This is a genomic window from Neisseria perflava, assembly GCF_002863305.2.
GTDB classification, from domain to species: domain Bacteria; phylum Pseudomonadota; class Gammaproteobacteria; order Burkholderiales; family Neisseriaceae; genus Neisseria; species Neisseria perflava_A.
Genome location: NZ_CP136962.1, coordinates 1,641,974 through 1,665,480, shown reverse-complemented (window position 1 = coordinate 1,665,480; position 23,507 = coordinate 1,641,974). Strand labels below are relative to the sequence as shown.

Sequence of the window (23,507 nt, the reverse complement as noted above, 5' to 3'; positions counted from 1 at the left end):
ACGGATTTGACCTGATTGCCAAAATTTCTTATAGTGTCGGTTAGTGGGGCATAGTGGGTGAAAGTGGTTACTTTTTCCTAAAAAGTGTTCCGTGGAAGTGAAAACGAAAGATTTTAGGAAGGTGGGATTTTTAATCCCACTCTGTTTTATTTTAATCGAATTTGGGGTGTGATGTGTTTGGCGGTGCTCATGAATTGAGTATGGACAGTAAAGGGCGGTTGGCGATTCCTGCCAAATTCCGCGATATTTTGCTGCGCCGTTATACGCCTGCAATTGTGGTCACACTGGATTCCCGAAAAAAATTATTGATGTATCCCGAGCCCGTTTGGGAAGAAAAAGCCGAGCAGATTTTGAAGTTGAAAGTGGCCGGCAATGAATCTTTACAACGGTATCAGAATTTGCTGCTGCACAATGCGGAGATTTTGGAGTGGGACAGAGCCGGACGCGTTTTGATTCCGGCTAATCTGCGCAAACGCGTGGATTTTGAAAAAGAAGTTACTTTGGTTGGCCGTGCAAACCGTATGGAGTTGTGGGGCCGCGAACATTGGGAAGAGGAAATGAATCAGGCTTTGGATATCGATCCTGATGAATTGGCTTTCCAATTGAGTCAAACGGATTTGCAATTGTGAGTAAAGTTGAAAATTATCAGCATGTTACTGTCTTGTTGCATGAGGCGGTGGATGCGTTGGCAATCCGTGAAGACGGGATTTATGTGGACGGTACGTTCGGTAGGGGAGGGCATTCCCGACTGATTTTGTCGCGTTTGGGTGAGCAGGGGCGTTTGGTTGTTTTTGACAAAGACCCTGAGGCGATTGCGGTAGCCAATGAGCTGGCAGCGCAAGATAAACGCGTCAGTGTCGTACACAATGGTTTTGAGACATTTCAGACGGCCTTGGATGAATTGGGCATCGATAAGATTGACGGTGCGCTTTTTGATTTGGGGATTTCGTCGCCGCAAATTGACGATGGCAGCCGCGGATTCAGTTTCCGCTTTGATGCGCCGTTGGATATGCGGATGGATCCGACTCGTGGGATGTCTGCGGCAGAATGGATTGCAACCGCATCCGAACAGGATTTACACGAGGTAATTAAGAATTATGGTGAAGAGCGGTTTAGTCGCCAGATTGCGCGCGCCATTGTTGCGCAACGCGAGGAGAGTCCCATCGATACAACCCGCAAGTTGGCGCAGCTTGTGGCGCAAAACGTCCGTACTCGTGAGCGCGGACAAGACCCTGCAACGCGCACCTTCCAAGCAGTTCGCATCTTTATTAACCGCGAGCTCGAAGAGGTAGAGGCAGTTTTACCGCAGGTTGCAGGCCGTCTGAAAGAGAGTGGACGCTTGGCTGTCATTGCGTTCCATTCGCTGGAAGACAGAATTGTGAAGCAGTTTATTAAAAAATATTCGCAACATGCGCCATTGCCCCGTTGGGCAGTGGTTAAGGAAGCGGATTTACCTCAGCCGCCTTTGAAGGCTGTGGGCAAAGCAATCAAACCGGATTCGACAGAGACTGAAGCCAATCCGCGTGCGCGCAGTGCAGTTTTGCGTGTGGCGGAGCGAAGCAGTGGCGAATTTTCGGTTATTGAGTAGGGGATGGCGTCTAAACGCTGTCGTAAGAGATAGTCCTGTTGACAGGCCGTCTGAAAGTTTGAGATGGGTAAGTTGAATATTTTATTACTGGTTTTGGTGACGGTCTCAGCCTTTGCCGTAGTGTTTAAGCAAAACCAGTCCCGTTTGCATTTTATCGAGTTGGATAAGGCACAAAAACGGGAAATTCAGTTGGAACAGGATTACGCGCGCCTGAAATTGGAGCAAGCAAGATTGGCAAACCACAAGTTGATTAAAGTGGCGGCCGAAAAGCAACATCTGCTTCCTCCGGGTGCGCATAATACGGCTATGCTGGAACGCAAAAAATAAGAATACAGAGCCTTGCATTGGTGCAAGATTTACGGGATTTGATGGCTCACTGAGCAGCTAAGTCATGAGAAGTTCAACATGTTAATTAAGAACGAATATAAACCTCAAATGCTGTCTGGAACAACAAAAACGAAAAAGCCGCTGACAAGTAACGGGCGAATCGGTTTGGTGCTGGGCGCTGTTGCGCTGGCATTTACCGGTCTGTTGGTACGCGGGGTTTATCTGCAAACCAGTCAGCATGAATTTTTGAAAAATCAGGGCGACCAACGTTTTGTGCGTACGCTTCCGCTGCCGGCATCACGCGGTATGATTACCGACCGCAATGGTGCTACATTGGCTTTGAGTGCGCCTACCGAATCATTGTATGCCATGCCTTCCGGTATGGAGGAAATGCCGACTGACGAGCAGTTGGAAAAATTGTCGGCCATTGCTGATGTGCCTGTTGAAGTTTTGAAAAATAAATTGTCTAAAAAAGACAAAGGCTTTATCTACTTGAAACGTCAACTCAGCTACGAGAAAGCAGAAGAAATCAAAGCATTGGGCATTAAAGGCATTGCATTCCAAAAAGAATTGAAACGCCATTACCCGATGGGCAATCTGTTTGCGCATGTTATCGGTTTTACCAATATCGACGGCAAAGGTCAGGAGGGCTTGGAGCTTTCTCGTGAAGACAGCCTGCGCGGTGAAGATGGCGCGAAAGTCGTATTGCGCGACAACAAAGGCAACATCGTAGACAGCCTCGACTCTCCGCGCAACAGCGTGCCTAAAAACGGCCAAGACATGATTTTGTCTTTGGATCAGCGTATTCAAACGCTGGCTTATGACGAGTTAAACAAAGCGGTGGCTTATCACAAAGCCAAAGCAGGTACTGTTGTGGTATTGGATGCGCAAACCGGCGAAATTTTGGCTTTGGTCAACAGCCCGGCTTACGATCCGAATCAACCGGGTCAAGCCAATAGCGAACAGCGCCGCAACCGCGCTGTAACCGACATGATTGAACCAGGTTCTGCCATGAAGCCGTTTACCATTGCTAAAGCATTGGATTCAGGCAAAGTGGATGCGACCGACACATTTAATACCCTGCCTTACAAAATCGGTCCGGCTACCGTACAAGATACCCACGTTTATCCTACTTTGGATGTGCGCGGCATTATGCAAAAATCTTCCAACGTCGGTACCAGTAAACTTTCTGCCATGTTTACGCCTAAAGAAATGTACGATTTCTATCACGATTTAGGTGTAGGCGTGCGCATGCATTCAGGCTTTCCTGGTGAGACTGCAGGTTTGTTGAGAAGCTGGCGCAGATGGCAAAAAATCGAACAGGCAACTATGTCTTTCGGTTATGGCCTGCAATTAAGCCTGCTGCAATTGGCGCGTGCCTATACTGTCTTGACCCATGACGGCGAATTGTTGCCGGTCAGCTTTGAAAAACAAGCGGTTGCACCTAAAGGCAAGCGCGTCATCAAAGCCTCTACTGCGAAAAAAGTGCGCGAGTTGATGGTTTCCGTTACTGAAGCCGGCGGTACCGGTACTGCCGGTGCTGTGGATGGTTTTGACGTAGGTGCGAAAACCGGTACGGCGCGTAAACTGGTCAATGGCCGCTATGTAGACAACAAGCACGTCGGTACGTTTATCGGTTTTGCTCCGGCTAAAAATCCACGCGTGATTGTGGCCGTTACCATCGACGAACCGACTGCCAACGGCTATTACGGCGGCGTGGTTGCCGGTCCCGTATTCAAAGAAGTCATGAGCGGAAGCTTGAACATCTTGGGCGTTTCCCCGACCAAACCTTTAAGTAATACCGCTACTGTCAAAGTATCGTCATAATCCAAACAATCAAAGAGACATTGTTTATGTTCAGCAAGTTAACTCCCTTGGCTGAAACCAACTTTCCGCCTCTGCTGTGTGAAAACGCAGCAGGGCGTTTGTTGCATTCAGACAGCCGACAAATTAAACAGGGTGACATTTTCGTTGCCTGCCAGGGCGAATATACAGACGGCCGTAACTATATTCCTGCCGCCATCGCCAACGGTGCAACCTTTGTTTTTTGGGATGATGACGGAAAATTCACATGGAATCCCGAATGGAACGTTCCCAATCAAGGCATTAAAGATCTGAAACATCGCGCCGGTATGTTGGCGGCGCAGGTTTATGGCAATGTTTCAGACGGCCTTAAAGTTTGGGGCGTAACCGGTACCAACGGCAAAACCTCTATCACACAATGGCTGGCGCAAGCTGCCGATCTGTTGGGCGAAAAAACCGCCATTATCGGCACAGTCGGCAACGGTTTTTGGGGCGCATTGGAAGAGACCACGCATACCACGCCTGCTCCTGTCGATGTTCAAACCCTGCTCTACCGCTTCCGCCAGCAAGGCGCAACAGCCGCCGCGATGGAAGTTTCCAGCCACGGCCTTGACCAATCACGCGTCAACGGCGTGCCGTTTTGCAGTGCAATCTTCACTAATCTCACCCGCGACCACCTCGATTATCACGGTACCATGGAAGCCTACGGTGCCATCAAATCGCGCCTGTTCTACTGGCATGGTCTGCAACACGCCATCATCAATGTCGATGATGAATACGGTGCGGAACTCGCAGGCCGTCTGAAAAAAGACTGTCCCGATTTAGCCGTTTACGGCTATGGTTTCAGTGAACACGCCGACATCCGCATTACCGATTTCACCGCCTCTTCAGACGGCATGGAAGCCGTATTCCAAACCCCATGGGGCGAAGGAAAATGCCGCACTCGTCTGCTTGGACGGTTCAACGCACAAAACCTCGCCGCCTGCATCGCCTTGCTTTGTGCCAACGGTTATCCGCTTGATAAAGTATTGGCTGTACTGGCAAAAATCCGTCCCGCCTCAGGTCGCATGGACTGCATCATGAACAGCGGCAAGCCCTTGGTCGTCGTCGATTACGCCCACACACCTGACGCATTGGAAAAAGCACTCTCTACCTTGCAGGAAATCAAACCGCAGGGCGCGGCTTTGTGGTGCGTCTTCGGCTGCGGCGGCAACCGCGACCGTGGCAAACGTCCATTGATGGGCGCAGCAGCCGTACAGGGTGCGGATAAAGTTGTCGTAACCAGCGACAACCCACGCTTGGAAAATCCGCAAGACATCATCAACGACATCCTGCCTGCCGTGCCTAATCCTGAACGTGTCGAAGTTGATCGTGCCGTCGCCATCCGTTATGCGGTTGAGCAGGCTGCCACGAACGACATCATTCTGATTGCCGGTAAAGGGCATGAAAACTATCAGGATGTACAAGGCGTGAAGCACCATTTCTCCGATTTTGAAATCGCAGAAAAAGCGTTGGCAGAGCGCGGTTAAGCCATATCGCAAATGTTCAGACGACCCGAAACCTTAAGGCCGTCTGAAAAAGATTTAAACATATACAACAAAAGCAAAACGACACACGCATTACGGCACGTCAGCCATTAAACCCATCACAGTTGTTTGTTTTAGAGGACTTTTTAACAAGGCCGTCTGGACAACAAGGAGACCGATTTGATGCTGAAAATGCCGACAAAAACCTTATTAATCAGTGCAGCCGTAGTTTTATTCGCAGGCTGTACAACCAAACAACTTCCGCGTCCTACTGCCGAAATCGAGCAGTTGAGGGCACAACAGCCTCCTGCCGAGCAAAGCCTGCCCAATCCTGTTAAAGGCAAACGTTTTGACGATACTTGGGGCGCGGCGCGCAGTCAGGGGCGCAGGCATGAAGGTGTGGATATTTTTGCTAAGAAAAATACGCCGATACGCAGTACCACGCCCGGCATCGTAACCAAAATCGGGCGCAACCGATTGGGCGGTAAAGTTATTGGTATTCAAGGGCCGGGTGCGTGGCATTACTATGCCCACCTGAATAAATTTGCCCGTATCCGCCTGTATGAGCGAGTCAAAGAAGGGCAGGTCATCGGCTATGTCGGTAAAACCGGCAACGCTAAAACCACACCGGCCCACCTGCATTACGGCGTGTATCTGCCCAGCGGCGCGGTAAATCCGTATCCGCTGATTAATCAGGAAAGATAAAATTTTCAAACGTCGTCTGAAATAAATTTTGAAACAAATAATAAGGGAATATTATGGGTATTTTTCGCTGCAATAAATGCGGTTGCATGAATGAGCATTACTACGAATCTGGAATGAGTGAAATTGCTTGTCCAAAATGCACGGCTCCGGTTAAGGTTTACGACACTTTATTTTTTGTCAGTAAATTGTTGGAACGTTATTTTTCAGTGAACCGGGAATTGCAGGCTTTGAAGCAACAGGAAGACGGCAGGGAGGAAAATACACAGCAAGATACTGGTTCGGAAAATCAAAATTATAATCTGCTGGCAGGCGTCAATTTATCGGAAACCGACATTTTAGCTACTGAAAAACAACATGAACCAATACGGCAATGGTTTGCCCGAGCCAATATTGTGCCGATGTTTAACTTTCAGGCGGTCAATATGAGCGGTTTTTTTGATGAGGCTGCCATTAAATTAGGCAACAATTATCAGATTACTAAAAATATGTTGGGGCAGATTAGTTGGGCATATAGTCACAACCACACAAGCATTAGTTTGGATATAGGCAAAATGTCGCAAAAAGATGGGCAAACAATGAATAATCTATGCCGACAATTTTATAGCCATACTCTGTTTTCTAAGTATTTCTATCAGAAACAGGAAAAAATTGTTCGCTTGAATCTGCAACGTGCTACTGCCATCAAGCACTTTTTTTGTGGTGGTTGGCTTGAATGGTTTGCGCTGGGCAAAATGCTTGAAGAAGCAAAACACAAAGGTAAGGATTATGCTTTTTCTTGCGCTCGAAATGTAAAAGTCAAATTCGACAATGAAGATAAACAGGAGTTAGATGTTGTATTTTTGCCGATGGGTAAAGAGCCGGTTGTGGTGGAATGTAAATCAGGGGAGTTCAGACGAGACATTGAAAAATATGTACGCTTGAAAAAACGATTGAATTTGCCGGATGACCGCTTTGTGATACTGGTTGCCGATTTAGAGGAAAGCCAGGCAGTGGCATTAGGCAGTATGTACGGTTTAACTTTTGTTACGCCTAAATCTATGATGAAACATTTACAGATGGTTATGTGAGGCCGTCTGAAAAAAACAAACGAAAGAAACCATGAAACCACTAGACCTAAATTTCATCTGCCAAACTCTCGACCTTCCGATGCCGTCTGAAAATCAACCCGTTTCGCGTATCGTTACAGACAGCCGCGATATTCAGGACGGCGACGTATTTTTCGCGCTTGCCGGTGAACGCTTTGACGCGCATGACTTTGTTGAAGATGTATTGGCAGCGGGGGCGACGGCGGTTGTAGTCTCGCGCGAAGATTGTGCGGCTTTGAAAGGCGCATTGAAGGTTAACGATACGCTTGCGGCTTTGCAAAAACTGGCGAAGGCGTGGTGTGAAAATGTGAATCCGTTTGTCTTTGGTATTACCGGCTCTTCCGGCAAAACGACGGTTAAAGAGATGTTGGCCGGCGTATTGCGTCATCGATTCGGTGATGAAGCTGTGTTGGCGACTGCCGGCAATTTCAACAACCATATCGGCCTGCCGCTGACTTTGTTGAAACTGAACGAAAAACACCGCTATGCCGTCATTGAAATGGGTATGAACCATTTTGGCGAATTGTCTTTGCTGACCCGAATCGCCGGTCCGAATGTCGCTCTGGTCAATAACGCTTTGCGCGCGCATGTTGGTTGCGGTTTTGATGGGGTTGGTGATATTGCCAAAGCCAAAAGTGAAATCTACGAAGGTTTGCTTTCAGACGGCATTGCGTTGATTCCGTGCGAAGATGCCAATATCGCTACATTTGAAGCGGCTACTGCACAATTGAACGCTCAGTCTTTCGGTGTTGCCAGTGGCGATGTCCATGCGGAAAATATTGAGTTGAAACCGTTGTCCTGCGAATTTGATTTGGTGCGTGGTAATGAACGTGTTGCCGTGGTACTGCCGGTCCCCGGCCGTCACAATGTGCATAATGCCGTAGCAGCGGCGGCTCTGGCTTTGGCGGCAGGCTTGAGCCTTACCGAAGTTTCAGACGGTCTGAAAAATTTCAGTAATATCAAAGGCCGTCTGAATATCAAGCAAGGCATTAAAGATGCAACTTTGATTGACGATACTTATAATGCCAACCCTGATAGCATGAAAGCTGCCATTGATGTGCTTGCCGCTATGCCTGCGCCGCGTATTTTTGTGATGGGCGACATGGGCGAATTGGGTGAGGATGAGGCAGTCGCCATGCACGCCGAAGTTGGTGCGTATGCACGGGATAAAGGCATCGAGGCCGCGTATTTTGTCGGCGATAACAGCGTTGAAGCGGCAGAAACATTTGGCGCGGAAGGTTTGTGGTTTGCTGACAAAGATCCGCTGATTCAAGTGTTGAGCCACGATTTGCCCGAACGCGCTACTGTATTGGTCAAAGGCTCGCGCTTTATGAAGATGGAAGAAGTGGTCGAGGCGTTGGCAGCAACAACTGCTTAAAAGGCCGTCTGAAATATGAAAAAGATTTTACTATTGACTGGTTTGCTGATTGCCGCGTTTTATGCCGGAATGAAAGTACAGGCATTTATCTATGAAGATACCTGCTTGGACTTGGGCGGCGGAAAGAATCCTGGAAACTATCCGATTTGCGTGGTAGAGAAATAATCTTACTCAATAAGGCCGTCTGAAATTTCAGACGGCATACCGATTGATTTTTAATTGGGCAATAAGCCCGCTGTAACAACAAAAACAAAAAAGGAAGCCCCATGTTTTTATGGCTCGCACATTTCAGTAACTGGTTAACCGGTCTGAATATTTTTCAATACACCACATTCCGCGCTGTCATGGCGGCTTTGACTGCTTTGGCGTTTTCCCTATTGCTTGGTCCGTGGACCATCCGCAAGCTGACTGCGCTTAAAGTCGGCCAAGCCGTCCGTACCGACGGCCCTCAAACCCACCTGATCAAAAACGGTACGCCAACCATGGGCGGCTCGCTGATTTTGACCGCCATTACCGTGTCCACAATCTTGTGGGGCAACTGGGCAAATCCTTATATCTGGATTCTCTTAGGCGTCCTGCTTGCTACCGGCGCACTCGGTTTTTACGACGACTGGCGCAAAGTGGTTTATAAAGACCCTAACGGCGTGTCTGCCAAATTTAAAATGGTGTGGCAGTCCAGCGTTGCCATCATCGCTGGTTTGGCATTGTTCTACCTTGCGACAAATTCCGCCAACAATATCCTGATTGTTCCCTTCTTCAAACAAGTTGCCTTGCCGCTTGGTGTAGTCGGCTTCTTGGTATTGTCCTACCTGACCATCGTCGGCACATCCAATGCCGTTAACCTGACCGATGGTTTGGACGGCTTGGCCGCATTCCCCGTTGTACTTGTTGCCGCCGGTCTTGCCATCTTTGCTTATGCCAGCGGCCACTCCCAATTTGCCCAATACCTGCAATTGCCTTACGTTGCCGGCGCAAACGAAGTGGTGATTTTCTGTACCGCCATGTGCGGCGCCTGTCTCGGCTTTTTGTGGTTTAACGCCTATCCGGCGCAAGTCTTTATGGGCGACGTCGGCGCACTCGCGCTCGGTGCGGCACTCGGTACCGTTGCCGTCATCATCCGCCAAGAATTTGTCCTCGTCATCATGGGCGGCCTGTTTGTTGTCGAAGCCATTTCCGTTATGTTGCAAGTCGGTTGGTACAAACGCACCAAAAAACGCATTTTCCTGATGGCGCCGATTCATCACCATTACGAACAAAAAGGCTGGAAAGAAACCCAAGTCGTCGTCCGTTTCTGGATTATCACCATCGTCTTGGTGCTGATTGGTTTGAGTACCCTTAAAATCCGCTAAATCTCCAAAGGCCGTCTGAAAGTTTCAGACGGCCATTATGTAAGGTAAGCATGCTTGCCTGAATCCTACGTCTCAAAATAAATCCCGCAATAATCCACACAGAAAGTCCCCAAACATGTACCAATCTTTTGGCGGCGCAACCGGCATCCGCACCCTGACCGACCGTTTCTACGACTTGATGGAACTTGAGCCGCAATACCAAGCCTTGCGCCAAATGCACGGCGAAGACATGACCCTGATACGCGAAAAGCTCTACGAATTTTTCAGCGGCTGGCTCGGCGGCCCGCAACTCTTTGTCGAAAAATACGGCCATCCCCAACTGCGTGCCCGCCATATGCCTTTTGCCGTCAACGTACAAGTCCGCAACGAATGGATCGCCTGCTTTGCCCAAGCCATGAGCGAACTGGACATCGACAAAGCACTTGCCGAGCCGGTTTTAATCCAAGTTTTTGCCATGGCAGATTGGTGTCGTAACCAAAACGAAGACGGTATCGAACCGCCTATACCGCCAATGGCGGTTGACCCATGGGTGCGCACACCGGAATTGCAGCAGATTTTGAGTAGCTACGGTGTAAACGGATTTTTTGAGGAATTTTCAGATTAAGTCTGTTTGAAAATGCTGCTATGACATTAAAGAATATAAGAGAGAATGTAAAATGAAAAATTGGTTAAGAAGAATAGCAGTTGCTTTGTTTGGATTCGGACAGATGGCTAATGCAAGTGATATCCCAAATTTTGCAGAAACAGAGCAAGAAGCCAAACAAGGGAATGCTGCATCCCAATTTAATTTAGGTTTGATGTATTACTTGGGGAAAGGGGCTACCAAAGATTATAAACAGGCAGAACATTGGTTCCGTAGAGCGGCAGAACAGGGGGATGTTGAAGCGCAGAGCAATCTAGGGGGATTATATTATAAGGGACAAGGTGTTGCTCAAGATTATGAGCAAGCCAAATATTGGTTTCAAAAAGCTGCTGCACAAGGCTTTGCTAAAGCTCAGTATGATTTAGGAACAATCTATTTTTTTGGTAAAGGCATTGAACAAGATTATGATCAAGCAGCTCAATGGTATGAAAAGGCGGCAGAACAAGGGTATCTTGATGCCCAATACAATTTAGCCATTATGTATGATAACGGATTAGGTGTCGGTAAAGCTCCTGAGAAGGCGTTCCAATGGTATCGAAAGGCGGCGGAGCAGGGAGATAATCAAGCACAATATACTGTGGCTACAAGGTATATGCATGGTTTAGGCGTGCAAAAAGATTTTAAACAGGCGGTGCTATGGCTACATCGTGCAGCAGATCAAGAAAATATCAAAGCTCAATCAGATCTTGGCGTGGCTTATCATAATGGATTCGGTGTTCGTCAAGATGATAAGCAGGCCTTATATTGGTATCGTAAAGCAGCGGAGCAAGGAAATTCTGAGGCCCAATATAATTTAGGTGTTATGTATCATTACGGACAAGGTGTTCCTCAAAATCAATCTGTTGCTAAAGAATGGTTTAGCAAGGCATGCCATAATGGATCGCAACAGGGCTGTGATGCTTATCAAAAATTGGATCAGACAGGGTATTGAATCTTTTTAAAAGCCGTCTGAAAAATTAGGATAAAACAGAAACAATAATTGGAATGTGATAGATTTTAGAATGAAGGTTTCGATGAAAAAAATAATAATGGGCGTGATGGCTTGCTTTGGGTTAGGGCAGGCAGCTTTAGCTGAAAGTATTCCGGATTTTAAGAATATGTTGAGAGCTGCGGAGCAAGGAGATCCAGAAGCTCAATTAAGTATTGGAGCAATGTATGCGAATGGACAGGGTATTAGTCAAGACAACAGGCTAGCAGTGCAGTGGTTTCGTAAGGCAGCAGAGCAAGAGAATGCTAAAGCTCAATTTAACTTGGGTGTAATGTATCAGCTAGGGCAAGGTGTTGGTCAAGATTATGTACAGGCGGCAGAATGGTATCGTAAGGCTGCCGAACAGGGTGATACTGGAGCCCAAAATAATTTGGGTATGCTGTATCAGAATGGGCAAGGTATTAATCAAGACTATGCTCAAGCTGCAAAATGGTTTAATAAGGCTGCAGATCAGGAAAACACAGCTGCTCAGTTAAATCTAGGTTTGCTGTATGCTAATGGGCAAGGTGTCGAGCGAGACTATGCACAGGCGTTAAAATGGTTTCGTAGAGCTGCAGAACATGGGGATGCGGCAGGTCAATATAATTTGGGTTTAGCATATGCAAATGGTAAAGGGGGACGTCAGGATTACACGCAGGCTATAGAATGGTATCGCAAGGCAGCAGAGCAAGGGAATGTAGATGCACAATATAATTTAGGTGGTATGTACGCTAGCGGAAAAGGTGTAAGACAAGATTATGTACAGGCGATTGAGTGGTACAGAAAGGCAGCAGAGCAAGGTGATATGGTTGCGCAATTAAATGTGGGTGTAATGTATGCTAATGGCCAAGGAGTTGAGCAAGACTACGTACAAGCTGTGAAGTGGTATCGCAAGGCGGCAGAACAAGGAAATGCCAAAGCTCAATTTAATTTGGGTGTAGTGTATGCCACTGGGCAAGGAGACCGTCAAGACTACGTACAAGCAGCACAGTGGTACCATAAGGCAGCAGAACAAGGCTTAGCTGATGCTCAATATAATTTGGGCGAGATGTATTATTACGGACGAGGCATTCGTCAAAATCATACTCTTGCCAAGGAATGGTTTGGTAAGGCATGTCAGAATGGATTGCAACAAGGCTGCGAGGCGTATCGTCACTTGGATGGTGCAGAATTTTGAATCAAAGGCCGTCTGAAAAACTAGGATAAAACAGAAATAATAATTTGAATGTAATGGATTTTAAAATGAATAAATTATTAAAAAAAATAATGAGAATCCTATTATCTTTGTGCTTAGTGCAGGAGGTTTGTGCGGATAATGTGCCGGATTTTCAGGAAACGCTTCAAGCTGCAAAACAAGGGGATGCTCCTGCTCAATATAATTTGGGTCTGATGTACACTCAAGGACAAGGAGTCCGTCAAGACTATGTCGAAGCAGTCAAATGGTATCGTAAGGCAGCAGAACAAGGGGATGCCGTTGCCCAATATAATTTAGGTTTAAAATATGCTGATGGGATAGGAGTCCGTCAAGACTATGTCGAAGCAGTCAAATGGTATCACAAGGCGGCAGAACAAGGCTTAGCTGGTGCCCAATATAATTTGGGTGTGGCTTATGAAGAAGGACAAGGAGTCCGCCAAGATGATGCGCAAGCAGTGCAGTGGTTTTACAAGGCAGCAGAGCAAGGGGATGCTTATGCACAATATAATTTGGGCGTGATGTATGACAATGGGCGAGGCGTCCGTCAAGATGATGCACAGGCAGTGCATTGGTATCGCAAGGCGGCAGAACAAGGCTTAGTGGGTGCCCAATATAATTTGGGTGTGATGTATGCCCAAGGTCAAGGAGTCCGTCAAGATGATAAGCAGGCAGTGCATTGGTATCGTAAGGCGACAGAACAAGGAGATGTACAAGCTCAATATAATTTGGGTTGGATGTATGCCCAAGGACAAGGAGTTCGTCAAGATGATAGGCAGGCAGTGCATTGGTATCGCAAGGCAGCGGAACAAGGGGATGCAAAGGCTCAATTAAATTTGGGTGTGATGTATGTTCAAGGGCAAGGAGTCCGTCAAGATGATAAGCAGGCAGTACATTGGTATCGCAAGGCGGCAGAACAAGGGGTTGCCGAAGCTCAATATAATTTGGGTTTAATGTATGCCAAGGGGCAAGGAGTCCGTCAAGATGATACACAGGTAGTGCAGTGGTATCGCAAGGCGGCAGAACAAGGGCTTGCTGAAGCTCAATATAATTTGGGGTTAATGTATTATCACGGACGAGGCATTCGTCAAAATCATAATCTTGCCAAAGAGTGGTTTGGTAAGGCATGTCAGAATGGATTGCAGCAAGGCTGCGAGGGGTATCGCCACTTGGATGGTACAGAATTTTGAATCTAAGGCCGTCTGAAACCCTTGGATAAAACAGAAATAATAATTTGAATGTAATAGATTTTAAAATGAATAAATTATTAAAAAAAATGATGGTAGCCTTGCTGGTTTTCGGTATAGGACAAACAGTGTATGCGGAAGAGGTTCCTGATGTTCAGAAAATTTTGTGGGTGGCGGAACAAGGTTATGTTCCTGCTCAATATATTTTGGGTGTAATGTATGCTGATGGACAAGGCGTGCGTCAAGACTATGCTGAAGCGGTCAAGTGGTATCGTAAAGCAGCGAAACAGGGAGATACCCGAGCACAATCTAATTTGGGGTTGATGTATGTCAACGGAAAAGGTGTGCGCCAGGATTATGCAGAGGCAGTGCGGTGGTTTCGCAAGGCAGCAGAACAAGGGGATGCAGCTGCCCAATCCAATTTGGGTGTAATGTATGTCAACGGACAAGGCGTACATCAAGACTATGCTGAAGCGGCGAAATGGTTCCATAAAGCAGCGGAACAAGGAAGTGCTGAAGCCCAACTTAATTTAGGTGTGATGTATGCTAATGGGCAAGGTATGATCCAAGACTATGTCGAAGCGGCAAAATGGTATAGAAAAGCGGCAGAACAGGGTGATGCTCAAGCCCAATATAATTTAGGTGTGATGTATACCGACGGACAAGGTGTACGCCAAGACTATGTCGAAGCGGTTAAATGGTATCGTAAAGCTACAAAGCAGGGTGATGTCAAAGCCCAATATAATTTAGGTGTGATGTATGCCAATGGACAAGGAGTCCGTCAAAACTATGTGCAGGCAGTGAAGTGGATTGAAAAGGCAGCAATGCAAGGTCATGTCAAAGCCCAATATAATGTGGGTGCGATGTATGCTAATGGACAAGGTGTCCGCCAAAACCTAAGAGTTGCCAAAGCGTGGCTCGGTATGGCATGTAATAACGGTAATCGGCTAGGATGTGACGGTTACCGTCGTTTAGAATCGGATTATTGAGCGGTTTATGAAATGCCGTCTGAAACCCTAGGATAAAACAGAAACAATAATTTGAAAGAAATGGATTTTAGAATGAATAAATTATTAAAAAAAATAATGGTAGCCCTGCTGTCTTTAGGCTTAGCACAGGCTGTTTGGGCTGATAATGTGCCGGATTTTAAGGAAACGCTTCAAGCTGCAGAGCAAGGGAATGCTCAAGCTCAATTTAATTTGGGTCTGAGGTATGCAAAAGGGCAAGGAGTCCGTCAAGACTATGCACAGGCAGTGCAGTGGTATCGCAAGGCTGCGGAACAAGGGGTTGCAAAAGCCCAATATAATTTGGGTTTGATGTATGACCAAGGGCAAGGAGTCCGTCAAGATGATGTACAGGCGGTGCAGTGGTATCGCAAGGCAGCAGAACAAGGGGTTGCAGAAGCCCAATATAATTTGGGTGTGATGTACGACAATGGGCAAGGAGTCCGTCAGGACTATGCACAGGCAGTGCAGTGGTATCGCAAGGCGGCAGAACAAGGGGATGCTCAAGCCCAATATAATTTGGGTGTTGCGTATACCAACGGGCAAGGAGTCCGTCAAGACCTTGTACAGGCAGAGCAGTGGTATCGCAAGGCGGCAGAACAAGGATTGGCTAATGCTCAATATAATTTGGGTGTGGCGTATGCTAATGGGCAAGGAGTCCGTCAAGACCTTGTACAGGCGGTGCAGTGGTATCGCAAGGCGGCAGAACAAGGGTTTGCGCAAGCTCAATACAATTTTGGTGTGATGTATGCCAAAGGAGAAGGTGTTCGTCAGAACTATAAGATTGCCAAAGAGTGGTTTGGTAAGGCTTGTGATAACGGACTACAACAAGGTTGTGATGCTTATCGAAAATTGGATCAGAAAGGATATTGAATCCTTATTCAAAGGCCGTCTGAAAAACCATAGGACAAAACCAAAATGACTTTTCAAAATAAAAAAATCCTCGTCGCCGGGCTTGGTGGCACGGGTATTTCCATGATTGCCTATCTGCGCAAAAACGGCGCAGAGGTTGCTGCGTATGATGCGGAGCTGAAAGCCGAGCGCGTGTCGCAAATTGGTAAGATGTTTGACGGGCTGGTGTTTTACACAGGCCGTCTGAAAGATGCGTTGGATAATGGTTTCGATATTCTTGCGCTCAGTCCCGGCATCAGCGAGCGGCAGCCGGATATTGAGGCGTTCAAGCAAAACGGCGGACGCGTGTTGGGCGACATCGAATTGCTGGCGGACATTGTGAACCGTCGCGGCGACAAGGTGATTGCAATTACCGGCAGCAACGGCAAAACCACGGTAACGAGCTTGGTCGGCTATCTCTGCATCAAGTGCGGGCTGGATACTGTCATCGCGGGCAATATCGGCACGCCGGTTTTGGAAGCGGAATTGCAGCGCGAAGGCAAAAAGGCGGACGTGTGGGTGTTGGAGCTTTCCAGCTTCCAACTGGAAAACACCGAAAGCCTGCGCCCAACTGCGGCGACGGTGCTGAACATCTCCGAAGACCATCTCGACCGCTACGACGACTTGCTTGACTATGCGCATACCAAGGACAAGATTTTCCGTGGCGATGGCGTGCAGGTTTTGAATGCAGACGATACGTTCTGTCGTGCCATGAAGCGCGCCGGGCGCGATGTGAAATGGTTTTCGTTGGAGCACGAAGCCGATTTTTGGTTGGAACGCGAGACAGGCCAACTGAAACAAGGCAATGAAGATTTGATTGCCACGCAAGACATCCTGCTGCAAGGCTTGCACAACGCCGCCAACGTTATGGCTGCCGTCGCTTTGTGTGAGGCTATCGGTTTGCCGCGCGAGGCATTGCTCGAACACGTCAAAACCTTCCAAGGCCTGCCGCACCGTGTGGAAAAAATCGGCGAGAAAAACGGCGTGGTATTTATTGACGACAGCAAAGGCACGAACGTCGGTGCGACTGCCGCTGCGATTGCCGGTTTGCAAAATCCGCTCTTCGTGATTTTGGGCGGCATGGGCAAAGGGCAGGACTTCACGCCCCTGCGCGACGCGCTTGTCGGCAGGGCAAAAGGCGTGTTCCTGATCGGTGTCGATGCGCCGCAAATCTGCCGCGATTTGGACGGCTGCGGTCTGAATATAACCGACTGCGCTACTTTGGAAGAAGCGGTTCAGACGGCATACGCTCAAGCCGAAGCGGGCGATATCGTGCTGCTCAGCCCCGCCTGCGCGAGCTTCGATATGTTCAAAGGCTATGCGCACCGTTCGGAAGTGTTTATCGAAGCGTTCAAAGCTTTGTAAGGCCGTCTGAAAGATGAAAGTCGGGTTGAAAATCGGCTTGGCGGCAGTCGTGCTTTCGGCTGTCGCCGCTTTGGTGTTTTGGTTTGCCGCGCCGATTCGTTCCATGACAACCGTTACTATGCCAAGTGAAGCGCCGTTACCTGAAGATGCAGTTATCGACAGATTGGTCGTGCATAAAAGCAAGCGCACCATGTCGGCCTACTCGCAAGGCAGGCTGCTGAAAACCTATCCCATTTCGTTGGGCAAGCAACCGGTCGGGCATAAACAGTTTGAAGGCGACGGCAAAACGCCCGAAGGAAAATACCGCATCAATGAGCGTAATCCCAACAGCGGCTACCATAAAAACCTCGGCGTTTCCTATCCCAACGAAGCCGATAAAGCCTACGCAGCGGCACAAGGCAAAAGCCCGGGCGGGTTGATTAAAATCCACGGCATGAAAAACGGCTGGGGTTTTATTGGCAAAAAACACCTGCAAAAAGACTGGACCAATGGCTGCATCGCGGTAACGGACGAAGAAGTCGACGAACTCTACCGCAGTGTAAAACACAACGCGGAAATTGAGATTCTGCCGTAAGTTTCATGCTTGCTGAAGTGATGAGAGTAGGTTAAAAACTGGTATCGATTGCTTGTTAGGCCGTCTGAAAAGCTCGGTAGGGCAGGGGACTTGATACTGGGATTTTTATCTAAAATAAGCCGCCAATCCTTCCTAAGGATAGGTCAACACGCTTTCTCTTTTTTGAACCGTAGATTCTGAATTGTTGGTTTGGAAATAAACCTTTAAAATAACGTTAATTCATTTTTTCAGACGGCCTTCTTGCCCATTAGCAGGCCGTCTGAATATTTTATTCAAGCCGTTACGGATGTTTTCATGATTAGTCTTTCCAAAATGCTTGACCGGCCGATTGCGCGCGATGGTCGGAAGTTTGATGTTTCTCTCTTGTGGATGGTCGTCTTAATGACGGTCTTCAGCCTGGTAATGATTTATTCGGCTTCTATTGTGTATGCGGCATCGGAAGGGGACAGCCAGTTTTCTTTTGTGTCTAAGCAGGCAATCTTTATCCTGTTTACGGTGGCCATATGCTTGCCGCTTTTCCTGCTGAAGATGAGCTTCTGGCGGCGGATTGTTCCGTTTTATTTTGCTGTTTCGTGCTTGCTGTTGGCGGTGGTGCTGGTTGTCGGCCGTGAGATTAACGGCGCGACGCGCTGGATTCATATCGGACCGCTCAACCTGCAACCGACTGAATTTTTCAAATTGGCGACGGTCTTGTATTTGTCCAGCCTGTTTACGCGCCGTGAAGAAATGTTGCGTGGCTTGGATTCTTTAGGCTGGTCATCCCTATTTTCGGGTATCGGTGATTTGCTGTCCTGCCCGTTTAAGGCGGAGGCCAGGGTGCGGGTCAAGGAACGCGCCATCAAGTTCAAAACTCTGTTGTGGCCAATTGTGTCGATTGCCATCAGCTTGATTTTAATTATGTTGCAACCGGATTTTGGTTCGTTTGTCGTGATTGTCGTGATTACTATGGGCATGCTGTTTCTGGCAGGCTTCCCGTGGAAATATTTCGCCGTGCTGGTGTTGACGGTATTGAGCGGAATGGGGTTGCTGATTTGGGCTGCACCTTACCGTATGGCGCGTGTGGCGGCGTTTTTGAACCCATGGAGTGATCCTTTGGGCAAGGGTTATCAGTTGACGCAGTCTTTGATGGCTATTGTGCGCGGCGGCTGGTTTGGCGAGGGTCTGGGTGCGAGCCTGGGTAAACGCTTTTACCTGCCCGAGCCGCATACGGACTTTATTTTTGCCGTTATCGGTGAAGAATTCGGCTTTGTCGGGATGCTGGTTTTGGTGTTCTGCTACGGCTGGCTGGTGTGGCGCGCGTTTTCCATCGGCAAACAGGCACGTGATTCGGGCTTGATGTTCAGCGCGTACATCGCCAACGGCATCGGCATTTGGATTGGTATTCAAAGTTTCTTCAATATCGGTGTGAACATCGGTATCCTGCCTACTAAAGGTCTAACTTTGCCGTTTATGTCTTACGGCGGTTCGGCTGTCTTTATCATGCTGGTGTGCGTTACTTTGTTATTGCGCATTGATTATGAAAACCGCCAAAAAATGCGCGGTTATTCGGTGGAGTAAAACCATGAGCGGTAAAACTTTTATGCTGATGGCCGGCGGTACGGGCGGCCATATTTTCCCTGCATTGGCGGTTGCCGAGTCGCTGCAAAAGCGCGGCCATCATGTGATTTGGCTGGGCAGTCAGGATTCGATGGAAGAGCGTATCGTGCCGCAATACGGCATACGCTTGGAAACGCTGGCCATTAAAGGCATTCGTGGCAACGGCATCAAGCGCAAGCTGATGTTGCCGTTTACGCTGTATAAAACCGTCCGTGCGGCGCAACAGATTATTAAGAAACACCGTGTCGAGTGCGTTATCGGTTTTGGCGGTTTCGTTACTTTCCCCGGCGGCTTGGCAGCAAAAATTTCCGGGGTGCCGATTGTGATTCATGAGCAAAACGCCGTAGCCGGTTTGTCCAACCGTCAACTGTCGCGTTGGGCAAAACGTGTCCTGTACGCTTTCCCCAAAGCCTTCCAGCATGAAGGCGGATTGGTGGGTAATCCTGTCCGTGCCGATATTGCGGCATTGCCTGTTCCTGAAGAACGCTTTGAAAACCGTCAAGGCCGTCTGAAAGTTTTGGTGGTGGGCGGCAGTTTGGGTGCGGATGTGTTGAACAAAACCGTTCCGCAAGCTTTGGCATTATTGCCTGAGGCTGCCCGTCCGCAAATGTATCATCAGTCCGGCCGCAATAAATTGGGTAACCTGCAGGCGGATTATGATGCATTGGGTGTGCAAGCCGAGTACGTTGAATTTATTACCGATATGGTATCTGCCTACCGCGATGCCGATTTGGTGATTTGCCGTGCCGGCGCGCTGACGATTGCCGAGTTGACGGCTGCAGGTTTGGGTGCATTGCTGGTGCCATATCCGCACGCAGTGGACGATCATCAAACAGCCAATGCGCGCTTTATGGTGCAGGCCGAAGCTGGTTTGCTGCTGCCGCAAACCCAACTGACGGCAGAAAAACTGGCCGAAATCCTCGGCGGATTAAACCGTGAAAAATGCCTGAAGTGGGCGAAAAATGCCCGTACCTTGGCGTTACCGCACAGTGCGGACGATGTGGCGGAAATTGCCATATCCTGCACTGAATAAGCAGGCAGACTTCGATTAAAGGCCGTCTGAAAAGTTGATTAACGGCGTTTCAGACGGCCTTTATTGCTTTTGTTAAAATTCCTTTACAATAAAAGCATAGCGCAGAAGCGGATAGCCCTTTAAAATAACGCCTTTACGCACTAAAAACCAACCGGAACGCAACGTTATGATGAAAAATCGAGTGACCAACATCCATTTTGTCGGAATCGGCGGCGTCGGCATGAGCGGTATTGCCGAAGTTTTACACAATTTGGGCTTTAAAGTTTCCGGTTCGGATCAGGCGCGTAATGCCGTTACTGAGCATTTGAGCGCTCTCGGCATCCAAGTTTACCCAGGTCATACTGCCGAACACGTCAATGGCGCCGACGTGGTTGTTACCTCTACTGCCGTCAAAAAAGATAATCCTGAAGTTGTTGCCGCGTTGGAGCAGCAGATTCCCGTGATTCCGCGCGCGTTGATGTTGGCAGAATTGATGCGCTTCCGTGATGGTATCGCCATTGCCGGTACGCACGGTAAAACCACAACCACCAGCCTGACCGCTTCTATTCTCGGCGCGGCAGGACTTGACCCGACTTTCGTTATCGGCGGCAAGCTCAACGCCGCTGGTACCAACGCCCGTTTGGGTAAAGGCGAATACATTGTTGCCGAAGCCGACGAATCCGATGCTTCTTTCCTGTATCTGACGCCGATTATGTCCGTCGTGACCAATATCGACGAAGACCATATGGACACTTACGGTCACAGCGTTGAGAAACTGCATCAGGCGTTTGTCGATTTTATCCACCGTATGCCGTTCTACGGTAAAGCCTTTTTGTGTATCGACAGCGAACATGTCCGCGCGATTTTGCCGAAAATTAGCAAACCTTACGCCACTTACGGCTTGGACGATACTGCCGATATCTACGCAACCGATATTGAAAACGTTGGCGCGCAAATGAAATTTACCGTTCATGTTCAAATGAAAGGACATGAGCAAGAGCCGTTTGAAGTTGTTTTGAATATGCCCGGTCGCCACAACGTCCTCAATGCGCTGGCGGCTATCGGTGTTGCGCTGGAAGTTGGAGCATCAGTTGAAGCGATCCAAAAAGGCTTGCTCGGCTTTGAAGGTGTCGGCCGCCGCTTTCAAAAATATGGTGACATTAAATTGCCAAACGGCGGAACTGCTTTGCTGGTAGACGATTATGGCCACCATCCTGTCGAAATGGCGGCAACCCTTTCCGCTGCGCGCGGTGCATACCCTGAAAAACGCTTGGTCTTGGCTTTTCAACCGCACCGCTATACCCGTACACGCGATTTGTTTGAAGACTTTACCAAAGTCCTCAATACCGTTGATGCGCTGGTGTTGACCGAAGTTTATGCCGCAGGCGAAGAGCCGATTGCTGCAGCCGATTCCCGTGCCTTGGCGCGCGCCATCCGAGTATTGGGCAAACTTGAGCCTATTTACTGCGAAAACGTTGCTGACCTGCCGCAAATGCTGCTGAATGTTTTGCAAGATGGCGATGTTGTTCTGAATATGGGTGCCGGCAGCATCAACCGAGTTCCGTCTGCATTGGTGGAATTGTCCAAACAATCATAATAAACAGACATATTGGCCTTTGAGGACACATAGGTCGTCTGAACAATATTTCAGACGGCCTGTATCAGTATTTAAGAAAGTAGAAATTATGCAGAATTTAGGCAAAGTGGCCGTATTGATGGGTGGCTTTTCCAGCGAGCGTGAAGTTTCGCTGGACAGCGGCGCCGCTATTTTGGCTGCCTTGAAAAGCAAAGGCATCGATGCCCATGCGTTCGATCCCAAAGAAACCCCGTTGTCTGAATTGAAAACACAAGGTTTTCAGACGGCCTTCAATATTCTGCACGGCACTTTCGGCGAAGATGGCGCAATTCAAGGCGCGTTGGAACTGATGGGTATTCCTTACACCGGCAGCGGTGTGGCCGCTTCCGCGCTGGGTATGGACAAATACCGCTGCAAACTGATTTGGCAGGCTGTGGGCTTGCCTGTTCCTGAGTTTGCCGTATTGCATGACGACAGCGACTTTGATGCTGTTGAAGAAAAATTGGGCCTGCCGATGTTTGTGAAACCTGCCGCGGAAGGCAGCAGCGTCGGTGTGGTAAAAGTAAAAGAAAAAGGCCGTCTGAAAAGCGTTTACGAAGAATTGAAACATTTGCAGGGTGAAATTATTGCCGAACGCTTTATCGGCGGCGGCGAGTATTCTTGCCCGGTATTGAACGGCAAAGGCCTGCCGAGCATTCATATTATTCCAGCTACTGAGTTTTACGACTACGAGGCTAAATACAACCGCGACGATACGGTTTATCAATGCCCGTCGGAAGATTTGAGTGAGGATGAGGAAAACCTGATGCGCGAACTGGCCGTGCGTGGCGCGCAGGCGATTGGTGCGGACGGTTGTTCGCGCGTGGACTTCCTAAAAGATACGGACGGTAAGCTGTATCTTTTGGAAATCAATACCTTGCCCGGTATGACCAGCCACAGTTTGGTGCCAAAATCTGCAGCCCATACCGGCGTAGATTTTGCTGATTTATGTATTGAGATTTTGAAGACCGCTCATGTGGGATGATGCAGGCGCACTGGGTCGGCTGACCCGCCGGCTATTGTTGCTGATGGCCTTTTTACTGATAGGTTCGGGCATAGCTTGGCTTTACAATTCCAAATATTTTCCTGTGAAACAGATTGCCATTCAGGGCAAGCTGAAATATGCTTCCGGCAAAGAATTGCAAATTGTTGCACGAGAGCAAATCAGGGGTAATATGTTCCGTGCCGATATTGATTCGGCGCAGGCCGCTTTTCAGGAGTTGCCTTGGATTGACTCGGCAATGGTACGCCGCCGTTTTCCGGAAACAGTGGAAATTATCCTGACCGAGCGCGTGCCGGTTGCACACTGGCGCGCTGGCGGCTTGGTGGACAGTAAGGGCAATGTGTTTGCCGCAAGTCTGAAACAGGACCTGCCTATATTTGAAGGGCAGCAGGGGACAGGTAAAGACATGGTCAAACATTATGCGGACTTTTCCGGTATTTTGAGTCCGTTGAAACTGACCATCAAAGAATTGATCTACACGCCGCGGTCGGCATGGCTGCTTGTATTGAACAACGGCATTACCGTGCGCTTGGGGCGTGAAAACGAAATCAAACGTTTGCAGCAGTTTGCCCAGATTTGGCCATCGTTGCTGCGTAAAAAACAAAGTCGTATCGATTATGTCGATATGCGTTATAAGGATGGTTTTTCAGTCCGTTACAGGCCGTCTGAAAATCCTTCCGACAGTGAATAGCCGATT

23 protein-coding genes are annotated in these 23,507 nt (G+C 48.5%); all 23 read left to right on the top strand.

Annotated elements, in window-relative coordinates:
• Window positions 1-173 precede the first annotated feature (173 nt).
• The gene (gene mraZ, locus CYJ98_RS07690) at window positions 174-629 is read left to right on the top strand and encodes a division/cell wall cluster transcriptional repressor MraZ (RefSeq protein ID WP_101756035.1); all 456 of its coding nucleotides are present in this window, start codon (window positions 174-176) and stop codon (window positions 627-629) included.
• On the top strand, window positions 626-1,588 hold the full coding sequence (rsmH, locus tag CYJ98_RS07685; RefSeq protein ID WP_101756034.1) for a 16S rRNA (cytosine(1402)-N(4))-methyltransferase RsmH: 963 nt from the start codon (window positions 626-628) through the stop codon (window positions 1,586-1,588). Before mraZ ends, rsmH begins: the two co-directional genes overlap by 4 nt.
• 63 nt (window positions 1,589-1,651) lie before the next feature.
• Window positions 1,652-1,915, top strand: a complete 264-nt coding sequence (gene ftsL, locus CYJ98_RS07680; protein WP_003681879.1) for a cell division protein FtsL — start codon at window positions 1,652-1,654, stop codon at window positions 1,913-1,915.
• 78 nt (window positions 1,916-1,993) lie between these two features.
• Window positions 1,994-3,742, top strand: coding sequence for a peptidoglycan D,D-transpeptidase FtsI family protein (locus CYJ98_RS07675; RefSeq protein WP_101756033.1), 1,749 nt, complete (start codon window positions 1,994-1,996; stop codon window positions 3,740-3,742).
• 26 nt (window positions 3,743-3,768) lie between these two features.
• Entirely contained in the window at window positions 3,769-5,247 is a 1,479-nt protein-coding gene (locus tag CYJ98_RS07670) for a UDP-N-acetylmuramoyl-L-alanyl-D-glutamate--2,6-diaminopimelate ligase (RefSeq protein ID WP_101756032.1), read from the top strand.
• A 180-nt stretch (window positions 5,248-5,427) separates the two neighbouring features.
• Window positions 5,428-5,949 carry a M23 family metallopeptidase gene (locus tag CYJ98_RS07665; protein WP_101756031.1) on the top strand — a complete coding sequence of 174 codons (522 nt, stop codon included), beginning with the start codon at window positions 5,428-5,430 and terminating at the stop codon, window positions 5,947-5,949.
• A 53-nt stretch (window positions 5,950-6,002) separates the two neighbouring features.
• Complete coding sequence (locus CYJ98_RS07660) at window positions 6,003-7,016, top strand: DUF1887 family protein (protein WP_101756030.1); 1,014 nt, start codon at window positions 6,003-6,005, stop codon at window positions 7,014-7,016.
• A gap of 31 nt (window positions 7,017-7,047) precedes the next feature.
• Window positions 7,048-8,412, top strand: a complete 1,365-nt coding sequence (locus CYJ98_RS07655) for a UDP-N-acetylmuramoyl-tripeptide--D-alanyl-D-alanine ligase (protein WP_101756029.1) — start codon at window positions 7,048-7,050, stop codon at window positions 8,410-8,412.
• Window positions 8,413-8,427: 15 nt separating this feature from the next.
• Window positions 8,428-8,577: a hypothetical protein gene (locus tag CYJ98_RS07650; RefSeq protein ID WP_049335337.1), complete on the top strand. Its 150-nt coding sequence runs from the start codon at window positions 8,428-8,430 to the stop codon at window positions 8,575-8,577.
• A gap of 101 nt (window positions 8,578-8,678) precedes the next feature.
• The gene (gene mraY, locus CYJ98_RS07645; protein ID WP_004518887.1) at window positions 8,679-9,761 is read left to right on the top strand and encodes a phospho-N-acetylmuramoyl-pentapeptide-transferase; all 1,083 of its coding nucleotides are present in this window, start codon (window positions 8,679-8,681) and stop codon (window positions 9,759-9,761) included.
• 115 nt (window positions 9,762-9,876) lie between these two features.
• Window positions 9,877-10,365: a group II truncated hemoglobin gene (locus CYJ98_RS07640; protein ID WP_101756028.1), complete on the top strand. Its 489-nt coding sequence runs from the start codon at window positions 9,877-9,879 to the stop codon at window positions 10,363-10,365.
• A 52-nt stretch (window positions 10,366-10,417) separates the two neighbouring features.
• On the top strand, window positions 10,418-11,335 hold the full coding sequence (locus CYJ98_RS07635; protein WP_070765624.1) for an SEL1-like repeat protein: 918 nt from the start codon (window positions 10,418-10,420) through the stop codon (window positions 11,333-11,335).
• 82 nt (window positions 11,336-11,417) lie between these two features.
• A complete protein-coding gene (locus CYJ98_RS07630; RefSeq protein WP_234395563.1) occupies window positions 11,418-12,548 on the top strand; it encodes an SEL1-like repeat protein in 1,131 nt (376 codons plus the stop codon).
• A 65-nt stretch (window positions 12,549-12,613) separates the two neighbouring features.
• Window positions 12,614-13,753: an SEL1-like repeat protein gene (locus CYJ98_RS07625; protein ID WP_101756097.1), complete on the top strand. Its 1,140-nt coding sequence runs from the start codon at window positions 12,614-12,616 to the stop codon at window positions 13,751-13,753.
• A 65-nt stretch (window positions 13,754-13,818) separates the two neighbouring features.
• Complete coding sequence (locus tag CYJ98_RS07620) at window positions 13,819-14,739, top strand: SEL1-like repeat protein (protein WP_159068719.1); 921 nt, start codon at window positions 13,819-13,821, stop codon at window positions 14,737-14,739.
• A gap of 72 nt (window positions 14,740-14,811) precedes the next feature.
• Window positions 14,812-15,627, top strand: coding sequence for a tetratricopeptide repeat protein (locus CYJ98_RS07615; RefSeq protein ID WP_114926505.1), 816 nt, complete (start codon window positions 14,812-14,814; stop codon window positions 15,625-15,627).
• A gap of 45 nt (window positions 15,628-15,672) precedes the next feature.
• Window positions 15,673-17,010, top strand: a complete 1,338-nt coding sequence (gene murD / locus CYJ98_RS07610; RefSeq protein WP_101756027.1) for a UDP-N-acetylmuramoyl-L-alanine--D-glutamate ligase — start codon at window positions 15,673-15,675, stop codon at window positions 17,008-17,010.
• A gap of 13 nt (window positions 17,011-17,023) precedes the next feature.
• Window positions 17,024-17,584 (top strand): L,D-transpeptidase family protein, encoded by a 561-nt coding sequence (locus CYJ98_RS07605; RefSeq protein WP_101756026.1) that lies wholly within the window; start codon window positions 17,024-17,026, stop codon window positions 17,582-17,584.
• Window positions 17,585-17,878: 294 nt separating this feature from the next.
• The gene (locus tag CYJ98_RS07600) at window positions 17,879-19,141 is read left to right on the top strand and encodes an FtsW/RodA/SpoVE family cell cycle protein (RefSeq protein ID WP_101756025.1); all 1,263 of its coding nucleotides are present in this window, start codon (window positions 17,879-17,881) and stop codon (window positions 19,139-19,141) included.
• 4 nt (window positions 19,142-19,145) lie between these two features.
• Window positions 19,146-20,213 (top strand): undecaprenyldiphospho-muramoylpentapeptide beta-N-acetylglucosaminyltransferase, encoded by a 1,068-nt coding sequence (gene murG / locus CYJ98_RS07595; RefSeq protein ID WP_101756024.1) that lies wholly within the window; start codon window positions 19,146-19,148, stop codon window positions 20,211-20,213.
• 166 nt (window positions 20,214-20,379) lie between these two features.
• Window positions 20,380-21,789 carry a UDP-N-acetylmuramate--L-alanine ligase gene (gene murC, locus CYJ98_RS07590; RefSeq protein ID WP_070645581.1) on the top strand — a complete coding sequence of 470 codons (1,410 nt, stop codon included), beginning with the start codon at window positions 20,380-20,382 and terminating at the stop codon, window positions 21,787-21,789.
• A gap of 88 nt (window positions 21,790-21,877) precedes the next feature.
• Entirely contained in the window at window positions 21,878-22,792 is a 915-nt protein-coding gene (locus CYJ98_RS07585) for a D-alanine--D-alanine ligase (RefSeq protein ID WP_063076122.1), read from the top strand.
• Window positions 22,782-23,501, top strand: coding sequence for a cell division protein FtsQ/DivIB (locus tag CYJ98_RS07580; RefSeq protein WP_101756022.1), 720 nt, complete (start codon window positions 22,782-22,784; stop codon window positions 23,499-23,501). The genes CYJ98_RS07585 and CYJ98_RS07580 overlap by 11 nt, the downstream gene beginning before the upstream one ends.
• Window positions 23,502-23,507 lie beyond the last annotated feature (6 nt).

Bases quoted from the DNA above. Each gene is read 5' to 3' on its own strand.
- murC (WP_070645581.1), top strand. From the start codon at position 20,380: ATGATGAAAAATCGAGTGACCAACATCCATTTTGTCGGAATCGGCGGC.
- murG (WP_101756024.1), top strand. From the start codon at position 19,146: ATGAGCGGTAAAACTTTTATGCTGATGGCCGGCGGTACGGGCGGCCAT.
- murD (WP_101756027.1), top strand. From the start codon at position 15,673: ATGACTTTTCAAAATAAAAAAATCCTCGTCGCCGGGCTTGGTGGCACG.
- CYJ98_RS07615 (WP_114926505.1), top strand. From the start codon at position 14,812: ATGAATAAATTATTAAAAAAAATAATGGTAGCCCTGCTGTCTTTAGGC.
- mraY (WP_004518887.1), top strand. From the start codon at position 8,679: ATGTTTTTATGGCTCGCACATTTCAGTAACTGGTTAACCGGTCTGAAT.
- CYJ98_RS07585 (WP_063076122.1), top strand. From the start codon at position 21,878: ATGCAGAATTTAGGCAAAGTGGCCGTATTGATGGGTGGCTTTTCCAGC.
- CYJ98_RS07675 (WP_101756033.1), top strand. From the start codon at position 1,994: ATGTTAATTAAGAACGAATATAAACCTCAAATGCTGTCTGGAACAACA.
- CYJ98_RS07605 (WP_101756026.1), top strand. From the start codon at position 17,024: ATGAAAGTCGGGTTGAAAATCGGCTTGGCGGCAGTCGTGCTTTCGGCT.
- CYJ98_RS07670 (WP_101756032.1), top strand. From the start codon at position 3,769: ATGTTCAGCAAGTTAACTCCCTTGGCTGAAACCAACTTTCCGCCTCTG.
- CYJ98_RS07630 (WP_234395563.1), top strand. From the start codon at position 11,418: ATGAAAAAAATAATAATGGGCGTGATGGCTTGCTTTGGGTTAGGGCAG.
- CYJ98_RS07635 (WP_070765624.1), top strand. From the start codon at position 10,418: ATGAAAAATTGGTTAAGAAGAATAGCAGTTGCTTTGTTTGGATTCGGA.
- CYJ98_RS07640 (WP_101756028.1), top strand. From the start codon at position 9,877: ATGTACCAATCTTTTGGCGGCGCAACCGGCATCCGCACCCTGACCGAC.
- CYJ98_RS07665 (WP_101756031.1), top strand. From the start codon at position 5,428: ATGCTGAAAATGCCGACAAAAACCTTATTAATCAGTGCAGCCGTAGTT.
- CYJ98_RS07625 (WP_101756097.1), top strand. From the start codon at position 12,614: ATGAATAAATTATTAAAAAAAATAATGAGAATCCTATTATCTTTGTGC.
- CYJ98_RS07660 (WP_101756030.1), top strand. From the start codon at position 6,003: ATGGGTATTTTTCGCTGCAATAAATGCGGTTGCATGAATGAGCATTAC.
- CYJ98_RS07650 (WP_049335337.1), top strand. From the start codon at position 8,428: ATGAAAAAGATTTTACTATTGACTGGTTTGCTGATTGCCGCGTTTTAT.
- CYJ98_RS07600 (WP_101756025.1), top strand. From the start codon at position 17,879: ATGATTAGTCTTTCCAAAATGCTTGACCGGCCGATTGCGCGCGATGGT.
- CYJ98_RS07655 (WP_101756029.1), top strand. From the start codon at position 7,048: ATGAAACCACTAGACCTAAATTTCATCTGCCAAACTCTCGACCTTCCG.
- CYJ98_RS07580 (WP_101756022.1), top strand. From the start codon at position 22,782: ATGTGGGATGATGCAGGCGCACTGGGTCGGCTGACCCGCCGGCTATTG.
- ftsL (WP_003681879.1), top strand. From the start codon at position 1,652: ATGGGTAAGTTGAATATTTTATTACTGGTTTTGGTGACGGTCTCAGCC.
- CYJ98_RS07620 (WP_159068719.1), top strand. From the start codon at position 13,819: ATGAATAAATTATTAAAAAAAATGATGGTAGCCTTGCTGGTTTTCGGT.